The following is a 13653-nucleotide window of genomic DNA, read 5'->3' on the forward strand; positions in this document are numbered from 1 at the left end:
GCGGGCCACCGGGCCTTCGCTTTTTCGCACCGGATCCGCGGACGGGGAGGACGGACGACGATGGGCAACGCCCCGCGGCACACCGGGGACGGCGGCGCGCCGCTGGCCCTCTGCGTCATCGGCTGCGGCCCGCGCGGCGCCTCGGTCACCGAGCGGATCCTCGCCAACGTCCCCGCCCTGTACGGCGACCGTCCGCTGGACCTGCACCTGGTCGACCCGTACCCGCACGGCGCCGGCCGCACCTGGCGCCCCGACCAGCCCGGCCTGCTGTGGATGAACTCCGCCGCCGGGCAGGTCACCCTGTACCCCGACGCGACCGTGGAGTGCGCCGGTCCGCCGCGCCCCGGCCCCACCACCGCGCAGTGGCTCGGCGGCCCGCTGCACGACGGGGCCTACGCCGCCCGCCGCGACCAGGGCCGCTATCTGCTGCGGTTCCTCGCCGAGGTGACCGCCGCCCGGCCCGCGTCGGTGCGGCTGCGCCTGCACCGGGCGCGCGCCGTGGACCTGCTGCGCACCGGGGACGGCCGGCAGCGCGTGATCCTCGACGGCGGGCTGCCGCCGGTCACCGCCGACCGGGTGCTGCTCGCCCAGGGCCACCCGGACCTGCTCCCCGAGCCCGCGCCGCCCGGCCTGACCCGGATCGGGCCCGGCCCGGCCGACCCCGGGGCGCTGGACCGCATACCGGACGGCGCGCCGGTCCTCGTCCGCGGTCTCGGCCTGGTCTTCATCGACTGCCTGGCGCTGCTGACCGAGGGCCGCGGCGGCCGCTTCGCCCCCGCGCCCGGCGGCGCGCTGCGCTATCTGCCGTCGGGCCGGGAGCCGCGGCTGTACGCCGGTTCGCGGCGCGGTGTGCCGCTGCCACCGAAGCCGGCGCTCGACCCGGCCGCGGCGGAGGCGGACGGTCCGGACGAGCCGCTGCGGTTCGCCACCGCGGCCGCCTGCCGGGCCGCGCTGGCCCGCCCCGGCGCGGACTTCGGCCGCGACGTCTGGCCGCTGGTCCTGGCCGAACTGGGCTGGTGGTACTACCGCGCCCTGTTCACCGCCGCCCCCGGCCGCGCCCGTACGGGCTGGCCGGATTTCGCCGCCCAGTACGCCCTGCTGGCCACCGACCCCGAACGGCTGGCCAAACTGGCCGCCGCCGCGGTCCCGGACCCCGCCGACCGCCTGGACCTCGCCCGGCTCGCCGACCCGCTGGCCGGGGCGGTGTTCACCGGCCCCGGGGACCTCCAGGCCCGGCTGCGCGCCCACCTGGCCGCGACCCTGCGCCGCCGCACCGGGCCGGCCGCCGCCCCCGAACGCGCCCTGGTGGACGCGCTGCGCCGCACCGGCGAGGTCGTCGAGGACCTGTGGCGGGCCGGGGACCTCGCGGGCGCGGCGGCCGGGGACGCGCTGCGCCGGTTCTCCCTGGGGACGTACCTCAGCTCCGGGCCGCCGCCGCTGCGCGCCGCCCAGCTGCTGGCGCTGGCCGAGGCCGGTGTGGTGACGTTCGTCGGCCCGGACATGCGGGTGACGGCCGGGCCCGCCGCCTTCCGGGCGGTCAGCCCCGCCGTGCCCGGCGCCGTCCACGAGGCGGCCGTACTGCTCGACGCCCGGCTGGCGGCCGGTCCGCCCGCCCGGCTGGCCGACCCGCTGCTGCGCGCCCTGTGGGAACGCGGCGAACTCTCCCCCGAACCGGGCGACGACGGCACCGCCGGGCCCCGGGTCAGCGGCCCGGAGCTGCACCCGGTGGGCGCGGACGGCACCGTCCACCGGGACCGGATCGTGGTGGGCCCGGCGCAGTTCCCGCGCCCGTACGCCAACGCCGCCGCGCTCCGGCAGAACGACGCGATCGCCCGGCGGCTGCTGACCGGCGACTGACGGCGGGCCACCGGGACGACGGCCCGGCAACGGACCACCGGGCCGGTGGGCCCGGCCCCGGGCCACCGGGGCGGCGCCCCGGCGGCCGGCCCGTTCACCCCGCCCCCTCACCCCCGCAGCGCGATCCCGTGCTGCTGCGCCAGGATCGCCGCCTGCACCCGGCTGCGCAGGTTCAGCTTCGACAGGATTCGGCTGGTGTGCGTCTTCACCGTGCCCTCCGCGAGGTTGAGGGTCTCCGCGATGGCGCTGTTGGCCAGCCCGCGGGCGATGCAGGCCAGCACCTCCAACTCCCGCTTGGTGAGGGTGTCCAGGGCCCGCGCCGCGCCGTCCGGCAGCGGGGGCCCGGCCGGCGGCGCCGCCTGGTGCGCGAACTCGCTGATCAGCCGCCGGGCGATGGCCGGGGTGAGGAACCCGTCCCCGTGGGCGACCTCCCGCACCGCCCGTACCAGGACGGCCGGTTCGGCGTTCTTCAGGATGAAGCCGCCGGCCCCGGCCCGCAGCGCCCCGAAGATGTACTCGTCGATGTCGAAGGTGGTCAGCACCAGCACCTCCGCCAGCCCCTGCTCGACGATCCGGCGGGTCGCCGCGACCCCGTTGAGCAGCGGCATCTGCACGTCCATCAGCACGACGTCGGGCCGCAGTTCACCGGCCATCCGCACCGCCGCCGCGCCGTCCCCGGCCTCGCCGACCACCGCGATCCCCGGGTCGGTCCGGAGCACCAGCACCAGCCCGGACCGCACCGCGGCCTGGTCGTCGGCGACCAGCACCCGGATGCGCTCCGCGCGGTCCGGCGCCGGGTCCTGCCCGGTCCGTTCCGCCACCCCTGCCGCGCTCCGTTCCACCGCCTGCTCCACTGGCTGCTCCACCTCTCGCTCACTGGCCGGGCCGCACCGCCCGGGAATGGGACGCCCTTCTCAACGGGGCCGTTCAGGAGTTCCGGTCCAGCGGCAGCACCGCCCGCACCCGCCAGCGCCCGGGCGCCGTCCGGTCCGGCCCGGCGTCGAACACCCCGCCCACCAGCGCGGCCCGTTCGGCCATCCCGGCCAGCCCGGCCCCGGCGCCGGCCGTCGACGGGTCCCCGGGGCGCGGCTGCCGCTCCCGCCCGTCCGGGCGGCCCAGCGGGCTGTCCACGCACAGCAGCAGCTCCTCGGCGCCGGCCGCGCAGCGGATCCGCACCCGGCCCGCCGCCGCGTGCTTGAGGCAGTTGGTCAGCGCCTCCTGCACGATCCGGTACGCCGTCACCTCGATCACCGACGACACCTCGGGGAAGCTCTCGGGGAACTCGGTGACCAGCGTCAGCGCCGCCGCGTCGGCGGCCGGGCGGGCCTGCTCCACCAGGGACGGCAGGGCGTTGAGCTGTGGCCGGTCCCAGTCGTCGTCCACCGCCCGGTCGGACCGCAGCAGCACCACCATGCGGCGCATTTCGGCCAGGCCCTGCACACTGTTCTCCCGGATGACCGCGAGCGCCTGGAGCACCGGGTCGTCCGCGTCAGGCTGCCCGCCGCCCGTGCCGCGCGCCTCCTGGAGGGAGAGCACCGCGCTGGAGTGGATGGCGATCGCGCTGAGGTGGTTGGCCACCAGGTCGTGCAGTTCGCGCGCCATCCGGGTGCGCTCGGTCTGGAGCACGGCCTTGCGGTCCAGTTCGGCCAGCCGGTTGATCTGCGCGGCCCGCTGCCGCTCGGCGTCCGCCTGCTCCTTGTGGTTCCGTATCAGCACGCCGGTCCATACGGGGGAGATCAGCAGCAGCGCCACGATCAGGCCGGTCGTCACCCCCTCCGACCGGTCGCCGATGAAGAGGAAGACCACCGTGGCGGCCATGGTCGCGGCGACCGTCCCGAACTGCAGCGCCCGGCACAGCCGCGGCGCCCCGTAGAGCGCCGCCGCGTACAGCAGGTCCGTATAGATCAGCACGGGCCCCAGCCCGCCGCTGACGGCGGCCTCCAGGCTGACGGTCACGGTCCCGACGAGGACCGCCCGGCCCGGCGCCGTACTGCGGAACGCCGTCGAACCGCACAGCACCAGCACCGGCAGCACCGCCTGCCACACCGGTATCTCCCCGCCCATGACGCGCGGGCCGCCCAGTACGTACAGAATCAGACAACCTGCGAAGAAGCCGACGGCCAGCCGGAGATCACGCAGCGGTAAGGGCGTACGGCGCAGCCGCGTCCTGGCGAAGTCCCGTAACCACACACCAGGACACTACGTCCGCGCGCGGTGCCGCCACCTTGGCCTGACTGCCGAATTGGGTGGGTGTTCCGTACATCGAAGTATGTAGCCGGACATCGGCAGGAGGGAGGACTCCAAGGCTCCGGAGGTCATGCAAACCTTGGCCTGACTGTATCGATCGATGTAGGCGAAAAAGGGGGAGGCCGAAGTCGCCACCGCTTGCCGGCCGTCACGCACCGGTACGGCCGCGCCACCGCTCACCTGTGGAGGACGGAAAGTACGTGGAAACGAACGCCGCTCTTCTCGATCTCGACCTGGAACTCCCCGCCCGGGAACTCCCCGACCAGGTACCCGTCTTCGTGGTCCCCGTAGGGCCCGCCACGGAAGGGTCCGCGCCGCCGTCCGGTTCCGGGAGCGCGCTGACGGCGGACCGCTGTCCGGGCCTGAACGGCCATACCAGGGCCACCCTCGACGCCGCCTCGCGCGGCTGGCTGCTCGCCCGGCTCCCCGACCGGGTGCGGGCCGCGATGACCGCGGCCGGCCACTGGCAGCTGTACGGCACCCACGGCCTGCTGGTCGTCGCCTGCGGTGACGGCGCCCGCCAGATGGGCTTCTCCGTCGAGTCCGTCCGCCACGTCCGCCAGGAGTCCTCCCCCCTGAGCACCCCCTACGGGATCCTGACCGCCCAGGAGGCCCGCGGCGCCGCCGCCCGCCCGGCCGCCGAGCGCGAACGCCTCATCACCCGCTACTGGGTCCGCAAGGACGCCGCCCTCCAGGCCGTCGGCCGCGGCCTGTCCCTCGCCCCCGAACGCATCGAGGCCGGCTTCCCCGGCGACAGCGGTACGGTCACCGTCCCCGGCCCGTGCGGCACCGGAATCCCCGTCCGGGTGCGCACCGTCTCCCTCTCCCCCGCCTACGAGTTCGCCGTCGCCACGCCCGAACCGCCCTGCGTCACCCCGTCCTTCGCCTACTCCCTCCGCTGAACCGCCCGCGGCGCCGGCCCGTTCCCTTTCCGCCGTCTCCCCGGCGGAAAGGGGTCCCCGCCGCCGCCCGCCGTGGCCCCTCCGGCCGCCCGCCATGGGCCCGCCCGGGTGAAAATCCGTCCTCCCGGCCCACCCGGACCTGCCACGCACCCCTCCGGCGGGTTACCTGGTGCCTGCCGCCGGCGTCGCGGCGCGCCACCCGGCCGCGACGCCTCCGCAGCACGCAGGAGGAAGGACCGCCATGCCGTCGCAGCCCGCCGTACGCACCGCCGGACCGCTCCCGTCCGCCCTGCTCGCCCTGGCGCTCCCGGTGGCGCTGGCCACCGCGCTGCTCGCCGCCGCGGGCCGCGCGGCCGCCGCCCCGCCGCCGTCCGGCACCGACTGGGACCAGATCGCGGCCTGCGAGTCCAACGGCGACTGGCACTCCAACACCGGCAACGGCTACCACGGCGGCCTCCAGATCTCCCCGGCCACCTGGCGCGCCTACGGCGGCGCCCGCTACGCCCCGCGCGCCGACCTCGCCACCCGCGCCGAGCAGATCGCGGTCGGCGAGCGCATCGTCCAGGAGCGCGGTCTGGCCCCCTGGCCCAACTGCGGCCGCCTGGGCGCCCCTTCGGCCGACCGCGCCGCCGGCCGCCCCGGCCCGTCCGCGCGCACCTACACCGTCCGCCCCGGTGACGCGCTCTCCGCCATCGCGCAGCGCGCCGGTGTCCCGGGCGGCGCGCGGGCCCTGTACTCCCTCAACCGCGACCGCCTCCCGAACGGCCCGGACCGCATTTACCCGGGCCAGACCCTCAGAGTCCGCGGCTGACCGCGCTGCTGTCAGGGCCGTCACGGTGAAATCCGGTGGTCGGTCAGGGTGAACGCGGCGGCCCGGCCGCTTTTCACGCTTGGCGGATTCCGGGGAGGCCGATAGCACAAGGCTCCGGGGTTCACCGACCGTGAGGGGCAGGACCATACAGTGAAGAATTCGATGCGTACGAGGCTGGCGCTCGCGAGTTTCTGCGGATTGCTGCTGGCCGGCGCCGGGGCGTCGCCGGCCATGGCGTGGGGGGACGGTCCGTTCGACGCGAACGGGGACACCTTCGTCCGCTTCGTGGCCGGATTCCGGTGCGAGGGCCGGGCCCGCTATTGCATCAACGGCCCCATCAACAGCGGGAACACCAAGGACGCCCAGAACGTCCACCTGAACGGAAATCCCAGCAACAGCGGAAGTCCGGTCGCCAGCAACGGCTCCCTCAACAGCGGTGACACCAGCACGGGCGCCGCGTCGGGCAGCGCCAACCACCTCCAGGACCTCGGCGGAGGCGGCAGCCTGCACCTGTGACCGGGCCGCCCGGCCCGCCACCACGCTAAAGGCCCCGGTTCCCCGGGGCCTTTAGCGTGTGCCGGGACCGGCTCAGCGGATGATCTTCAGGATCCGCTGGATGTCGTTGCTGCTGTTCCGCTCCGAGCCGGTGACCGAGTTGAGGCTGTTGGTGGATCCGCTGGCGGCCTCGATATTTCCGCTGTCCACCGGATTCCCGTGGTTGACGAAATTGTTGCTGTTCTTGCTGTTGCCGCTGTGCACCGGGCCGTTGACGCACGGATGCGGTGAACGGTTCGCCGGCGAGCGGTAATTGAAATCAGCCAGCCGGTTATTGCACATCACGCCGGAAATCATTCCGGTGACGGTCCCGAGATCGGCCCCTGCCACCGCGGAGAGCAGCGACCCTTCCGGAACGGTCTGCGCCCGCGCGGGCGCGGTGCCGAAAAGCACCAGTCCACACGCCCCGGCGACGGTTCCCGCCTGCACCAGTCTTTTCACGACGCTCCTTGCCTGTTCGGCCTGCTGAACCCAGACGTATCGTGCGGCGGCCCGCCGTCCGCACTGCCGATAACCCGCAGGAATGCCAAACGCTCACGGAGCATATTCAGCCGGGTGGCGCATTCCGCCGGCCGCCCTGGGGGTACGGGCCGCACCCCGCCCCCGGGGGAAAACCCCACCGGCGAGGGGCGGCCGGCCGGATGGGCGGGGCGTGGGGGGTCAACGAGCCTTGGGGTATGACGAGTTACAGGGGTCTGCGGGCCCGGAGAGCGGTGCTGCTCGGGCTGTCGGGGATGCTCGCCGCGGCGACGGTGAGCACGGCGGCGGCGGGGGCGCGGGCGGCGGACGGGGGCCGGGACGGCCGGGCGGGGCGGGTGGCCGGGCTGAGCTGGCGGGCCTGCGAGCGGACGGGCGGACCGGCCGGACAGGAGTGCGCGGACCTCGCCGTGCCGCTGGACTACCGGGACCCGGACGGCCCGACGGTCAGCCTGGCGGTCAGCCGGGTGCGCAGCGACCGGCCCGCCGAGCGGCGCGGGACGCTGATGGTGATCCCCGGCGGGCCCGGCGGCTCGGGCGTCGCCCGCCTCACGCAGCGGGCCGGTGCCCTGCGCGCGCAGCTGGGCGGCGCCTACGACCTGGTCGGCTTCGATCCGCGGGGCGTGGGCGGCAGCGCCAAGGCCGGCTGCGGCCTGGACCCGGCGGACCGGCACCTGGTGACGCTGCGGGCCTGGCCGGCGGCGGACGGCTCCATCGACGAGAACGTCACCCGCGCGCGCCGGACCGCCGAGGCGTGCGCCCGCAACGGCGGCCCGCTGGTGCGCAGTATGAGCACCGCCAACGAGGTCCGGGACATGGAGCGGCTCCGCCAGGCCCTCGGCGAGCGCAAGCTGTCGGCCTGGGGCCAGTCCTACGGGACGTATGTGGCGGCGGTGTACGCCCAGACGTATCCGGAGCGGACCGACCGCTGGGTGCTGGACAGCGTCGACGACCCGGACCCCGCGCGGCTGGAGCGGGGCTGGCTCGCCAACATGGCGCAGGGCGCCGACGACCGGTTCCCCGACTTCGCGGCCTGGGCGGCCGACCCGGCCCGGGAGCGGGACGGGCTGCGGCTGGCGGACCGGGCGGACGGCGTCCGGCCGCTGGTGCTGCGGGTCGCCGCGGAGCTGGACCGGGCGCCCCGGGAGTCGGACGTCGCGGGCACGCCGCTGACCGGCAACCGGCTGCGGCAGGCCCTGCAGAACGCGCTGATGGGCGGCCCGGACGGCTTCGCCCCGGTGGCCGCGCTGGTCAAGGCGGCCCAGGACCCGGCCGCGACGCCCCGGCTGCCGGGGGATGTGGCAGGACCGCTGCCCGACACGGACGCCGCGGTGGCGATCGCGACCATCTGCAACGACATCGGCTGGCCGCGCGAGGTCGACTCCTACCGGCGGGCGGTGGCCGCCGACCGGGCGGCGCATCCGCTCACCGCCGGTATGCCGGCCAACATCCCGCCGTGCGCGTTCTGGCCCGACCGGCCCGCGGACGCACCGGTCCGGATCACCGACCGGGGGCCGTCGAACGTGCTGATGATCCAGAACCTCCGGGACCCCGCCACCCCCTACTCCGGGGCGCTGAAGATGCGTACGGCGCTGGGCGGCCGGGCCCGCATGGTGACCGTGGACAGCGGCGGCCACGGTTCCTACCTCGCGCACGGCAACGCCTGCGGCGACCGGGCGGTGACCGGCTACCTCAAGGACGGCCACTGGCCGGACAAGGACGTGTACTGCGCGGCCTGAGCCGGCGCGGCAGGCCCCGGCCCGGTGCGTTCCGGGCCGGGGCCGCTTCGCGCGCTCACCCCAGCGCGTGCCCGGTCGTCGCGTCCACGTGGTCCGGCACCTCCTCGTGCCGGTCGCCGACCGACAGGGTGCCCGCCGGCTCGAAGAGCAGCAGCGCGGCGCCCGAGGGGGCGGACGGCTTGTGCTCGACACCGCGCGGGACGGTGAAGACCGAGCCCTTGGGGAGGTGGACGGTCCGCTCCCCGCCCGCCTCCCGCAGCGCGATGAACAGCTCGCCCTCCAGCACCAGGAAGAATTCGTCGGTGTCGTCGTGGGCGTGCCACAGGTGCTCGCCGGCGACCTTGGCGATCCGTACGTCGTAGTCGTTGACCCGGGTGGCGATCCGGGGGCTCCACAGGGCGTCGAAGGAGGCCAGCGCCGCGTCGAGCGCCAGCGGCTGGGGAAGGTCGTTGGTCATGATCCGATCCTGGCCGGTGCCGCCCGGACACGGTGAGTGCTAGGAATCGCATATGCCGCAACGATCCTCGCAACCGGACCCGGCGCCGGGCCGCGCACCCGACGGCGCACCGGAGCGCCTGCACCGCGTCGTCGCGCTCGTCGACGACAACACCAACCCCTTCGAACTCGGCTGCGCCATGGAGGTGTTCGGCCTCCGCCGCCCCGAGCTCGGCCGCGACCGCCTCTACGACTTCGCGCTCTGCGCGCCCGAGCCGCGGACCGTGATGCGCGACGGCTTCTTCACCCTCAGCGGCGTCGCCGGCCTGTCCGCCGCGGACACCGCCGACACCCTGATCGTCCCGCACCGCCCGGACGTCGAGGTGCCCCGCCGCCCGGCCGTCCTCGACGCGGTCCGCCGCGCCCGCGCCCGCGGCGCCCGGCTGGTCAGCTTCTGCACCGGCGCCTTCACCCTCGCCGAGGCCGGGGTGCTCGACGGCCGCCGGGCCACCACCCACTGGCAGTGGGCCGACGCCTTCCGCGCCCGCTTCCCCGCCGTCCGCCTGGAACCGGACGTGCTGTTCGTGGACGAGGGCGACCTCCTCACCGCGGCGGGCAGCGCGGCCGCCCTCGACCTGGGCCTGCACCTGGTCCGCCGGGACCACGGCGCGGAGATCGCCAACGCGGTCAGCCGCCGGCTGGTCTTCGCCGCCCACCGCGACGGCGGCCAGCGGCAGTTCGTGGAACGCCCGCTGCCCCGCATACCGGACGAGTCCCTCGCCCCGCTGCTGGCCTGGGCCCAGGAGCGCCTGGACACCCCGCTCGACGTCGCCGGACTGGCCGCCCGCGCCGCGGTCAGCCCGGCCACCCTCCACCGCCGCTTCCGCGCGCAGCTGGGCACCACCCCGCTGGCCTGGCTCACCGGCGAACGGATCGCGCTGGCCTGCCGGTTGATCGAACGCGGCGAAGCCCGCTTCGACGTGGTCGCCCGGCGCAGCGGTCTGGGCACCGCCGCCCATCTGCGCGCCCTGATGCGCCGCGAGACCGGCCTGACCCCGTCCGCCTACCGCCGCCGCTTCGGCCCGGCCGGCGGCGAGGCGCTGCGGCGTAGCGCGTGAGCGTGCCGTAGCGCATCCCCGGGCTGATGTTTCACGTGAAACACCGCTCTCGTGACACGTCGCTACCTGCGCACACCGCTTCCCGCGAAGCACTGTTTCACGTGAAACACCGCTTCCCGCGAAGCGCCGTTTCACGTGAAACATCGCACCGCAGGCGGGTACGGCCGCCCCGGCGCCCGGCCCCTAACCTGGGAAAAGGAAGCCGGTGAGCGCCGATGACCGCTGAACCCGTCACGCTGGCCCTCTGCGGCGATGTGATGCTCGGCCGCGGAGTCGACCAGATCCTGCCCTGCCCCGGCGACCCCGAGCTGCGCGAGGTCTACGTCGAGGACGCCCGGATCTACGTCGGCCTGGCCGAGGCGGTCAACGGCCCGATCCCCCGCCCCGTCGACTACGCCTACCCCTGGGGCGACGCGCTGGCCGCCCTGGACGCCGCCGCGCCCGCCGCCCGCGTCCTCAACCTGGAGACCGGCGTCACCCGGCGCGGCACCTTCGCCCCCGGCCGGGAGATCCACTACCGCATGCACCCGGCGAACCTGCCCTGCCTGACCGCGGCCCGCCCCGACGCCGTCGTCCTCGCCAACAACCACGTCCTGGACTTCGGTCGCGAGGGGCTCGCCGAGACCCTGGACAGCCTGGCCGCGGCCGGTCTGCGGACGGCGGGCGCGGGCGCCGACGCCGCCGCGGCCCGCCGCCCCGCCGCCGTCCCGCTGCCGGGCGGCCGCCGCCTCCTCGTCCTCGCCGTGGGGATGCCGTCCAGCGGCGTCCCCCGCACCTGGGCCGCGACCGCTCACCACGGCGGCGTGCACTGGGCCCCCGGCCCCTCGCCCGCCACCGCCGCCGAGGCCGCCGCCGCGCTGCGCGCCGCCCGCCGCCCCGGCGACCTGACCATGGTCTCGGTGCACTGGGGCTCGAACTGGGGCTATACCGTCCCCCGCGACCAGACCGCCTGCGCGCACGCCCTGATCGACGCCGGAGTGGACCTCGTCCACGGCCACTCCTCGCACCATCCGCGCCCGCTGGAGGTGCACGCGGGAAAGCTGATCCTGCACGGCTGCGGCGACTTCATCGACGACTACGAGGGCATCACCGGCTACGAGCGCTACCGTGACGATCTGCGCCCGCTCTACCTCCCCGCCCTCGACGCCGGCACCGGCCGCCTCCGCGAGCTGCGGATCGTCCCGTTCCAGGCGCACCGGATGCGGCTGCGCCACGCCTCCCGCGCGGACGCCCGCTGGCTCGCCGCCCTCCTGGACGGCCTCACCACCGGCTTCGCGCCCTGCGCCCTGTCCATGGACCCGGCACCGGCCCTGACCCTCCGCCCGGCCTGACCCGCCGCGCCCCGGGGCCACCGCTCGGGCGCACCGGTGGTGCGCCCCGGCCGCCACCGGCCAGCGCCGCTACTCCCCGGCCGCCGCCACCGCCGCCGCCAGCGCCAGCACCCGCCGCGCCTCCTCGACGTGGAGGTTCTCCACCATCCGCCCGTCCACGGTGACCACCCCGCGCCCCTCCCGGCCGGCCGCCTCGAACGCGTCGATGATCTTCCGGGCCCGGTCCACCTCGGCCTCCGCCGGCGCGAACACCCGGTTGCACGGCCCGATCTGCGACGGATGGATCAGCGTCTTCCCGTCGAACCCGAACTCCCGGCCCTGTACGCACTCCGCCTCGAACCCGGCCGCGTCCCGTACGTCGTTGAACACCCCGTCCAGGATCGCCTTCCCCGCCTCGCGGGCGGCCAGCAGCGCCAGCGACAACCCGGTCAGCAGCGGCGCCCGGCCCGGGACATGGGCCGCGTGCAGCTCCTTCGCCAGGTCGTTGGTGCCCATCACCAGCACCGTCAGCCGCTCGCTCGCCCCGGCCACCGCCCGCGCGTCCAGCATCGCCCGCGGCGTCTCCACCATCGCCCAGATCGCGGTGCGGTCCGGGGCGCCGGCCGCCTCCAGCCGCCGCTCGACCTCCCGCACGGTCTCCGCGGACTCCACCTTCGGCACCACCACCGCGTCCGGTCCGGCCTGCGCCGCCGCCCGCAGATCGTCCGCGAACCACCGGGTGCCGGGCCCGTTGACCCGGACCGCGACCTCCCGCCGGCCGTACGCGCCCGAGGCCACCGCCGCCGCGACCCGCTCCCGCGCCGCCTCCTTGGCGTCCGGCGCGACCGCGTCCTCCAGATCCAGGATCAGCCCGTCCGCCGGCAGCGTCCGCGCCTTGTCCAGCGCCCGCTCGTTCGCCCCCGGCATGTACAGCACCGAACGCCGCGCCCGCACCGCACCGGCCGCCTCACCCATGACGCTCACTCCGCTCCCTCGCCACCGGCCGCGTACGCCGCGCGCAGCTCGGGATCCCGTGCCGCCAGCGCCTCGGCCAGCTCCACCACCACCCGGCACTGCTTGACCGTGGCGTCGTCCTGCATCTTCCCGTCCAGCATCACCGCGCCGGTCCCGTCGCCCATCGCCGCGATCGCCCGCCGCGCCCAGGCGACATCGGCCGGCGACGGCGAGAAGACCTTCTTGGCGATCCCGATCTGCACCGGGTGCAGGCTCCACGCCCCCACGCACCCCAGCAGGAACGCGTTGCGGAACTGGTCCTCGCACGCCACGGTGTCCTGGATGTCCCCGAACGGCCCGTAGTACGGCAGGATTCCGTGCGCCGCGCAGGCGTCCACCATCCGCGCGATCGTGTAGTGCCACAGGTCCTGCTGGAACACCGCCCGCGCCCCGGCCACCCCGTCCGCCCCGGGGTCCTCCCGTACGAGGTAGCCCGGATGCCCGCCGCCGACCCGGGTCGTCTTCATCCGCCGGCTCGCCGCCAGGTCCGCCGGCCCCAGCGAGATGCCCTGCATCCGCGGACTGGCCCCGGCGATCTCCTCGACGTTCGCCACCCCGCGCGGCGTCTCCAGGATCGCGTGCAGCAGGATCGGCCGCGCCACCCGGGCCTTCGCCTCCAGCTGGGCCACCAGCCGGTCGAGGTAGTGGATGTCCTCGGCGCCCTCCACCTTCGGCACCATGATCACGTCCAGCGTGTCGCCGATCTCCGTGACCAGCGTGCGCAGATCGTCCAGCGCCCAGGGGGAGTCGAGGCTGTTGATCCGCGTCCACAGCTGCGTTTCGCCGAAGTCGGTCCCGCGCGCGATCCCGACCAGCCCGTCCCGCGCCGCCTCCTTGCGATCGGCCGGAACCCCGTCCTCCAGGTTCCCCAGCAGCACATCGACGTCCGGCACCAGGCCCGGCACCTTGGCCGCCATCCGCGGATTGCCCGGATCGAAGAAGTGGATCATCCGCGACGGCCGGAACGGCACCTCCCGCACCGGCTCCGGAGCCCCCACGGCCAACGGACGGAAGAAGTCCTTCGGAGAACGCACCCAGCCTCCCAGCTCGCACGGCCACCGGCCCCGGCCCCGACCGGGCCCCGGACCACCCGCCGCCCACTCTAGGCCCGCCCCCGCCCCCTGTTACCGGCCAGTACGTGTGCCCTTCCTCCCCCCCGCCACCCCAAGCCCCGCCCCTCAACTGCCC

At 75.5% G+C, this 13653-nt stretch carries 13 protein-coding genes; 7 read left to right on the plus strand and 6 right to left on the minus strand.

Annotated features, from left to right (window positions below; genetic code table 11):
* The first annotated feature begins 60 nt into the window (after positions 1-60).
* Positions 61-1857 (plus strand): FAD/NAD(P)-binding protein, encoded by a 1797-nt coding sequence (locus tag ADL22_RS26145; protein WP_066984716.1) that lies wholly within the window; start codon positions 61-63, stop codon positions 1855-1857.
* Positions 1858-1964: 107 nt separating this feature from the next.
* On the opposite strand, the gene ADL22_RS26150 is transcribed toward ADL22_RS26145, so the two are convergent.
* Positions 1965-2678: a response regulator gene (locus ADL22_RS26150; RefSeq protein WP_066984718.1), complete on the minus strand. Its 714-nt coding sequence runs from the start codon at positions 2676-2678 to the stop codon at positions 1965-1967.
* Positions 2679-2784: 106 nt separating this feature from the next.
* The gene (locus tag ADL22_RS26155; protein ID WP_159048723.1) at positions 2785-4047 is read right to left on the minus strand and encodes a sensor histidine kinase; all 1263 of its coding nucleotides are present in this window, start codon (positions 4045-4047) and stop codon (positions 2785-2787) included.
* Between the two features lie 257 nt (positions 4048-4304).
* Between ADL22_RS26155 and ADL22_RS26160 the strand changes: the two genes are divergently transcribed.
* The 3 genes from ADL22_RS26160 (at position 4305) to ADL22_RS26170 (ending at position 6333) form a co-directional block, all read left to right on the plus strand.
* Positions 4305-5006: a hypothetical protein gene (locus tag ADL22_RS26160; RefSeq protein WP_159048724.1), complete on the plus strand. Its 702-nt coding sequence runs from the start codon at positions 4305-4307 to the stop codon at positions 5004-5006.
* A 241-nt stretch (positions 5007-5247) separates the two neighbouring features.
* Positions 5248-5817: a transglycosylase family protein gene (locus ADL22_RS26165; protein ID WP_066984727.1), complete on the plus strand. Its 570-nt coding sequence runs from the start codon at positions 5248-5250 to the stop codon at positions 5815-5817.
* Between the two features lie 162 nt (positions 5818-5979).
* Complete coding sequence (locus tag ADL22_RS26170; RefSeq protein WP_079064434.1) at positions 5980-6333, plus strand: hypothetical protein; 354 nt, start codon at positions 5980-5982, stop codon at positions 6331-6333.
* 72 nt (positions 6334-6405) lie between these two features.
* On the opposite strand, the gene ADL22_RS26175 is transcribed toward ADL22_RS26170, so the two are convergent.
* Complete coding sequence (locus ADL22_RS26175; RefSeq protein WP_234430857.1) at positions 6406-6813, minus strand: hypothetical protein; 408 nt, start codon at positions 6811-6813, stop codon at positions 6406-6408.
* A 236-nt stretch (positions 6814-7049) separates the two neighbouring features.
* On the opposite strand from ADL22_RS26175, the gene ADL22_RS26180 reads away from it, so the two are divergent.
* A complete protein-coding gene (locus tag ADL22_RS26180) occupies positions 7050-8588 on the plus strand; it encodes an alpha/beta hydrolase (protein WP_079064429.1) in 1539 nt (512 codons plus the stop codon).
* A gap of 55 nt (positions 8589-8643) precedes the next feature.
* On the opposite strand, the gene ADL22_RS26185 is transcribed toward ADL22_RS26180, so the two are convergent.
* Complete coding sequence (locus ADL22_RS26185; RefSeq protein ID WP_066984738.1) at positions 8644-9045, minus strand: cupin domain-containing protein; 402 nt, start codon at positions 9043-9045, stop codon at positions 8644-8646.
* Between the two features lie 52 nt (positions 9046-9097).
* Between ADL22_RS26185 and ADL22_RS26190 the strand changes: the two genes are divergently transcribed.
* Together ADL22_RS26190 and ADL22_RS26195 are read left to right on the plus strand one after the other, a co-directional pair.
* The gene (locus tag ADL22_RS26190) at positions 9098-10141 is read left to right on the plus strand and encodes a helix-turn-helix domain-containing protein (protein WP_079064430.1); all 1044 of its coding nucleotides are present in this window, start codon (positions 9098-9100) and stop codon (positions 10139-10141) included.
* A 215-nt stretch (positions 10142-10356) separates the two neighbouring features.
* The gene (locus ADL22_RS26195) at positions 10357-11472 is read left to right on the plus strand and encodes a CapA family protein (RefSeq protein ID WP_066984740.1); all 1116 of its coding nucleotides are present in this window, start codon (positions 10357-10359) and stop codon (positions 11470-11472) included.
* Positions 11473-11541: 69 nt separating this feature from the next.
* Here the strand turns inward: ADL22_RS26195 and ADL22_RS26200 are convergent, their stop codons facing one another.
* Both ADL22_RS26200 and ADL22_RS26205 read right to left on the minus strand, forming a co-directional pair.
* Positions 11542-12426 carry an HpcH/HpaI aldolase/citrate lyase family protein gene (locus tag ADL22_RS26200; RefSeq protein WP_066984742.1) on the minus strand — a complete coding sequence of 295 codons (885 nt, stop codon included), beginning with the start codon at positions 12424-12426 and terminating at the stop codon, positions 11542-11544.
* A 5-nt stretch (positions 12427-12431) separates the two neighbouring features.
* Positions 12432-13499: an HpcH/HpaI aldolase/citrate lyase family protein gene (locus ADL22_RS26205; protein ID WP_066984744.1), complete on the minus strand. Its 1068-nt coding sequence runs from the start codon at positions 13497-13499 to the stop codon at positions 12432-12434.
* Between the last annotated feature and the right edge of the window lie 154 nt (positions 13500-13653).

This window comes from Streptomyces sp. NRRL F-4489 (assembly GCF_001509485.1).
Classification (GTDB): Bacteria; Actinomycetota; Actinomycetes; order Streptomycetales; family Streptomycetaceae; genus Streptomyces.

Bases quoted from the DNA above. Each gene is read 5' to 3' on its own strand.
- ADL22_RS26195 (WP_066984740.1), top strand. From the start codon at position 10,357: ATGACCGCTGAACCCGTCACGCTGGCCCTCTGCGGCGATGTGATGCTC.
- ADL22_RS26145 (WP_066984716.1), top strand. From the start codon at position 61: ATGGGCAACGCCCCGCGGCACACCGGGGACGGCGGCGCGCCGCTGGCC.
- ADL22_RS26185 (WP_066984738.1), bottom strand. From the start codon at position 9,045: ATGACCAACGACCTTCCCCAGCCGCTGGCGCTCGACGCGGCGCTGGCC.
- ADL22_RS26170 (WP_079064434.1), top strand. From the start codon at position 5,980: ATGCGTACGAGGCTGGCGCTCGCGAGTTTCTGCGGATTGCTGCTGGCC.
- ADL22_RS26200 (WP_066984742.1), bottom strand. From the start codon at position 12,426: ATGGGTGAGGCGGCCGGTGCGGTGCGGGCGCGGCGTTCGGTGCTGTAC.
- ADL22_RS26190 (WP_079064430.1), top strand. From the start codon at position 9,098: ATGCCGCAACGATCCTCGCAACCGGACCCGGCGCCGGGCCGCGCACCC.
- ADL22_RS26180 (WP_079064429.1), top strand. From the start codon at position 7,050: ATGACGAGTTACAGGGGTCTGCGGGCCCGGAGAGCGGTGCTGCTCGGG.
- ADL22_RS26165 (WP_066984727.1), top strand. From the start codon at position 5,248: ATGCCGTCGCAGCCCGCCGTACGCACCGCCGGACCGCTCCCGTCCGCC.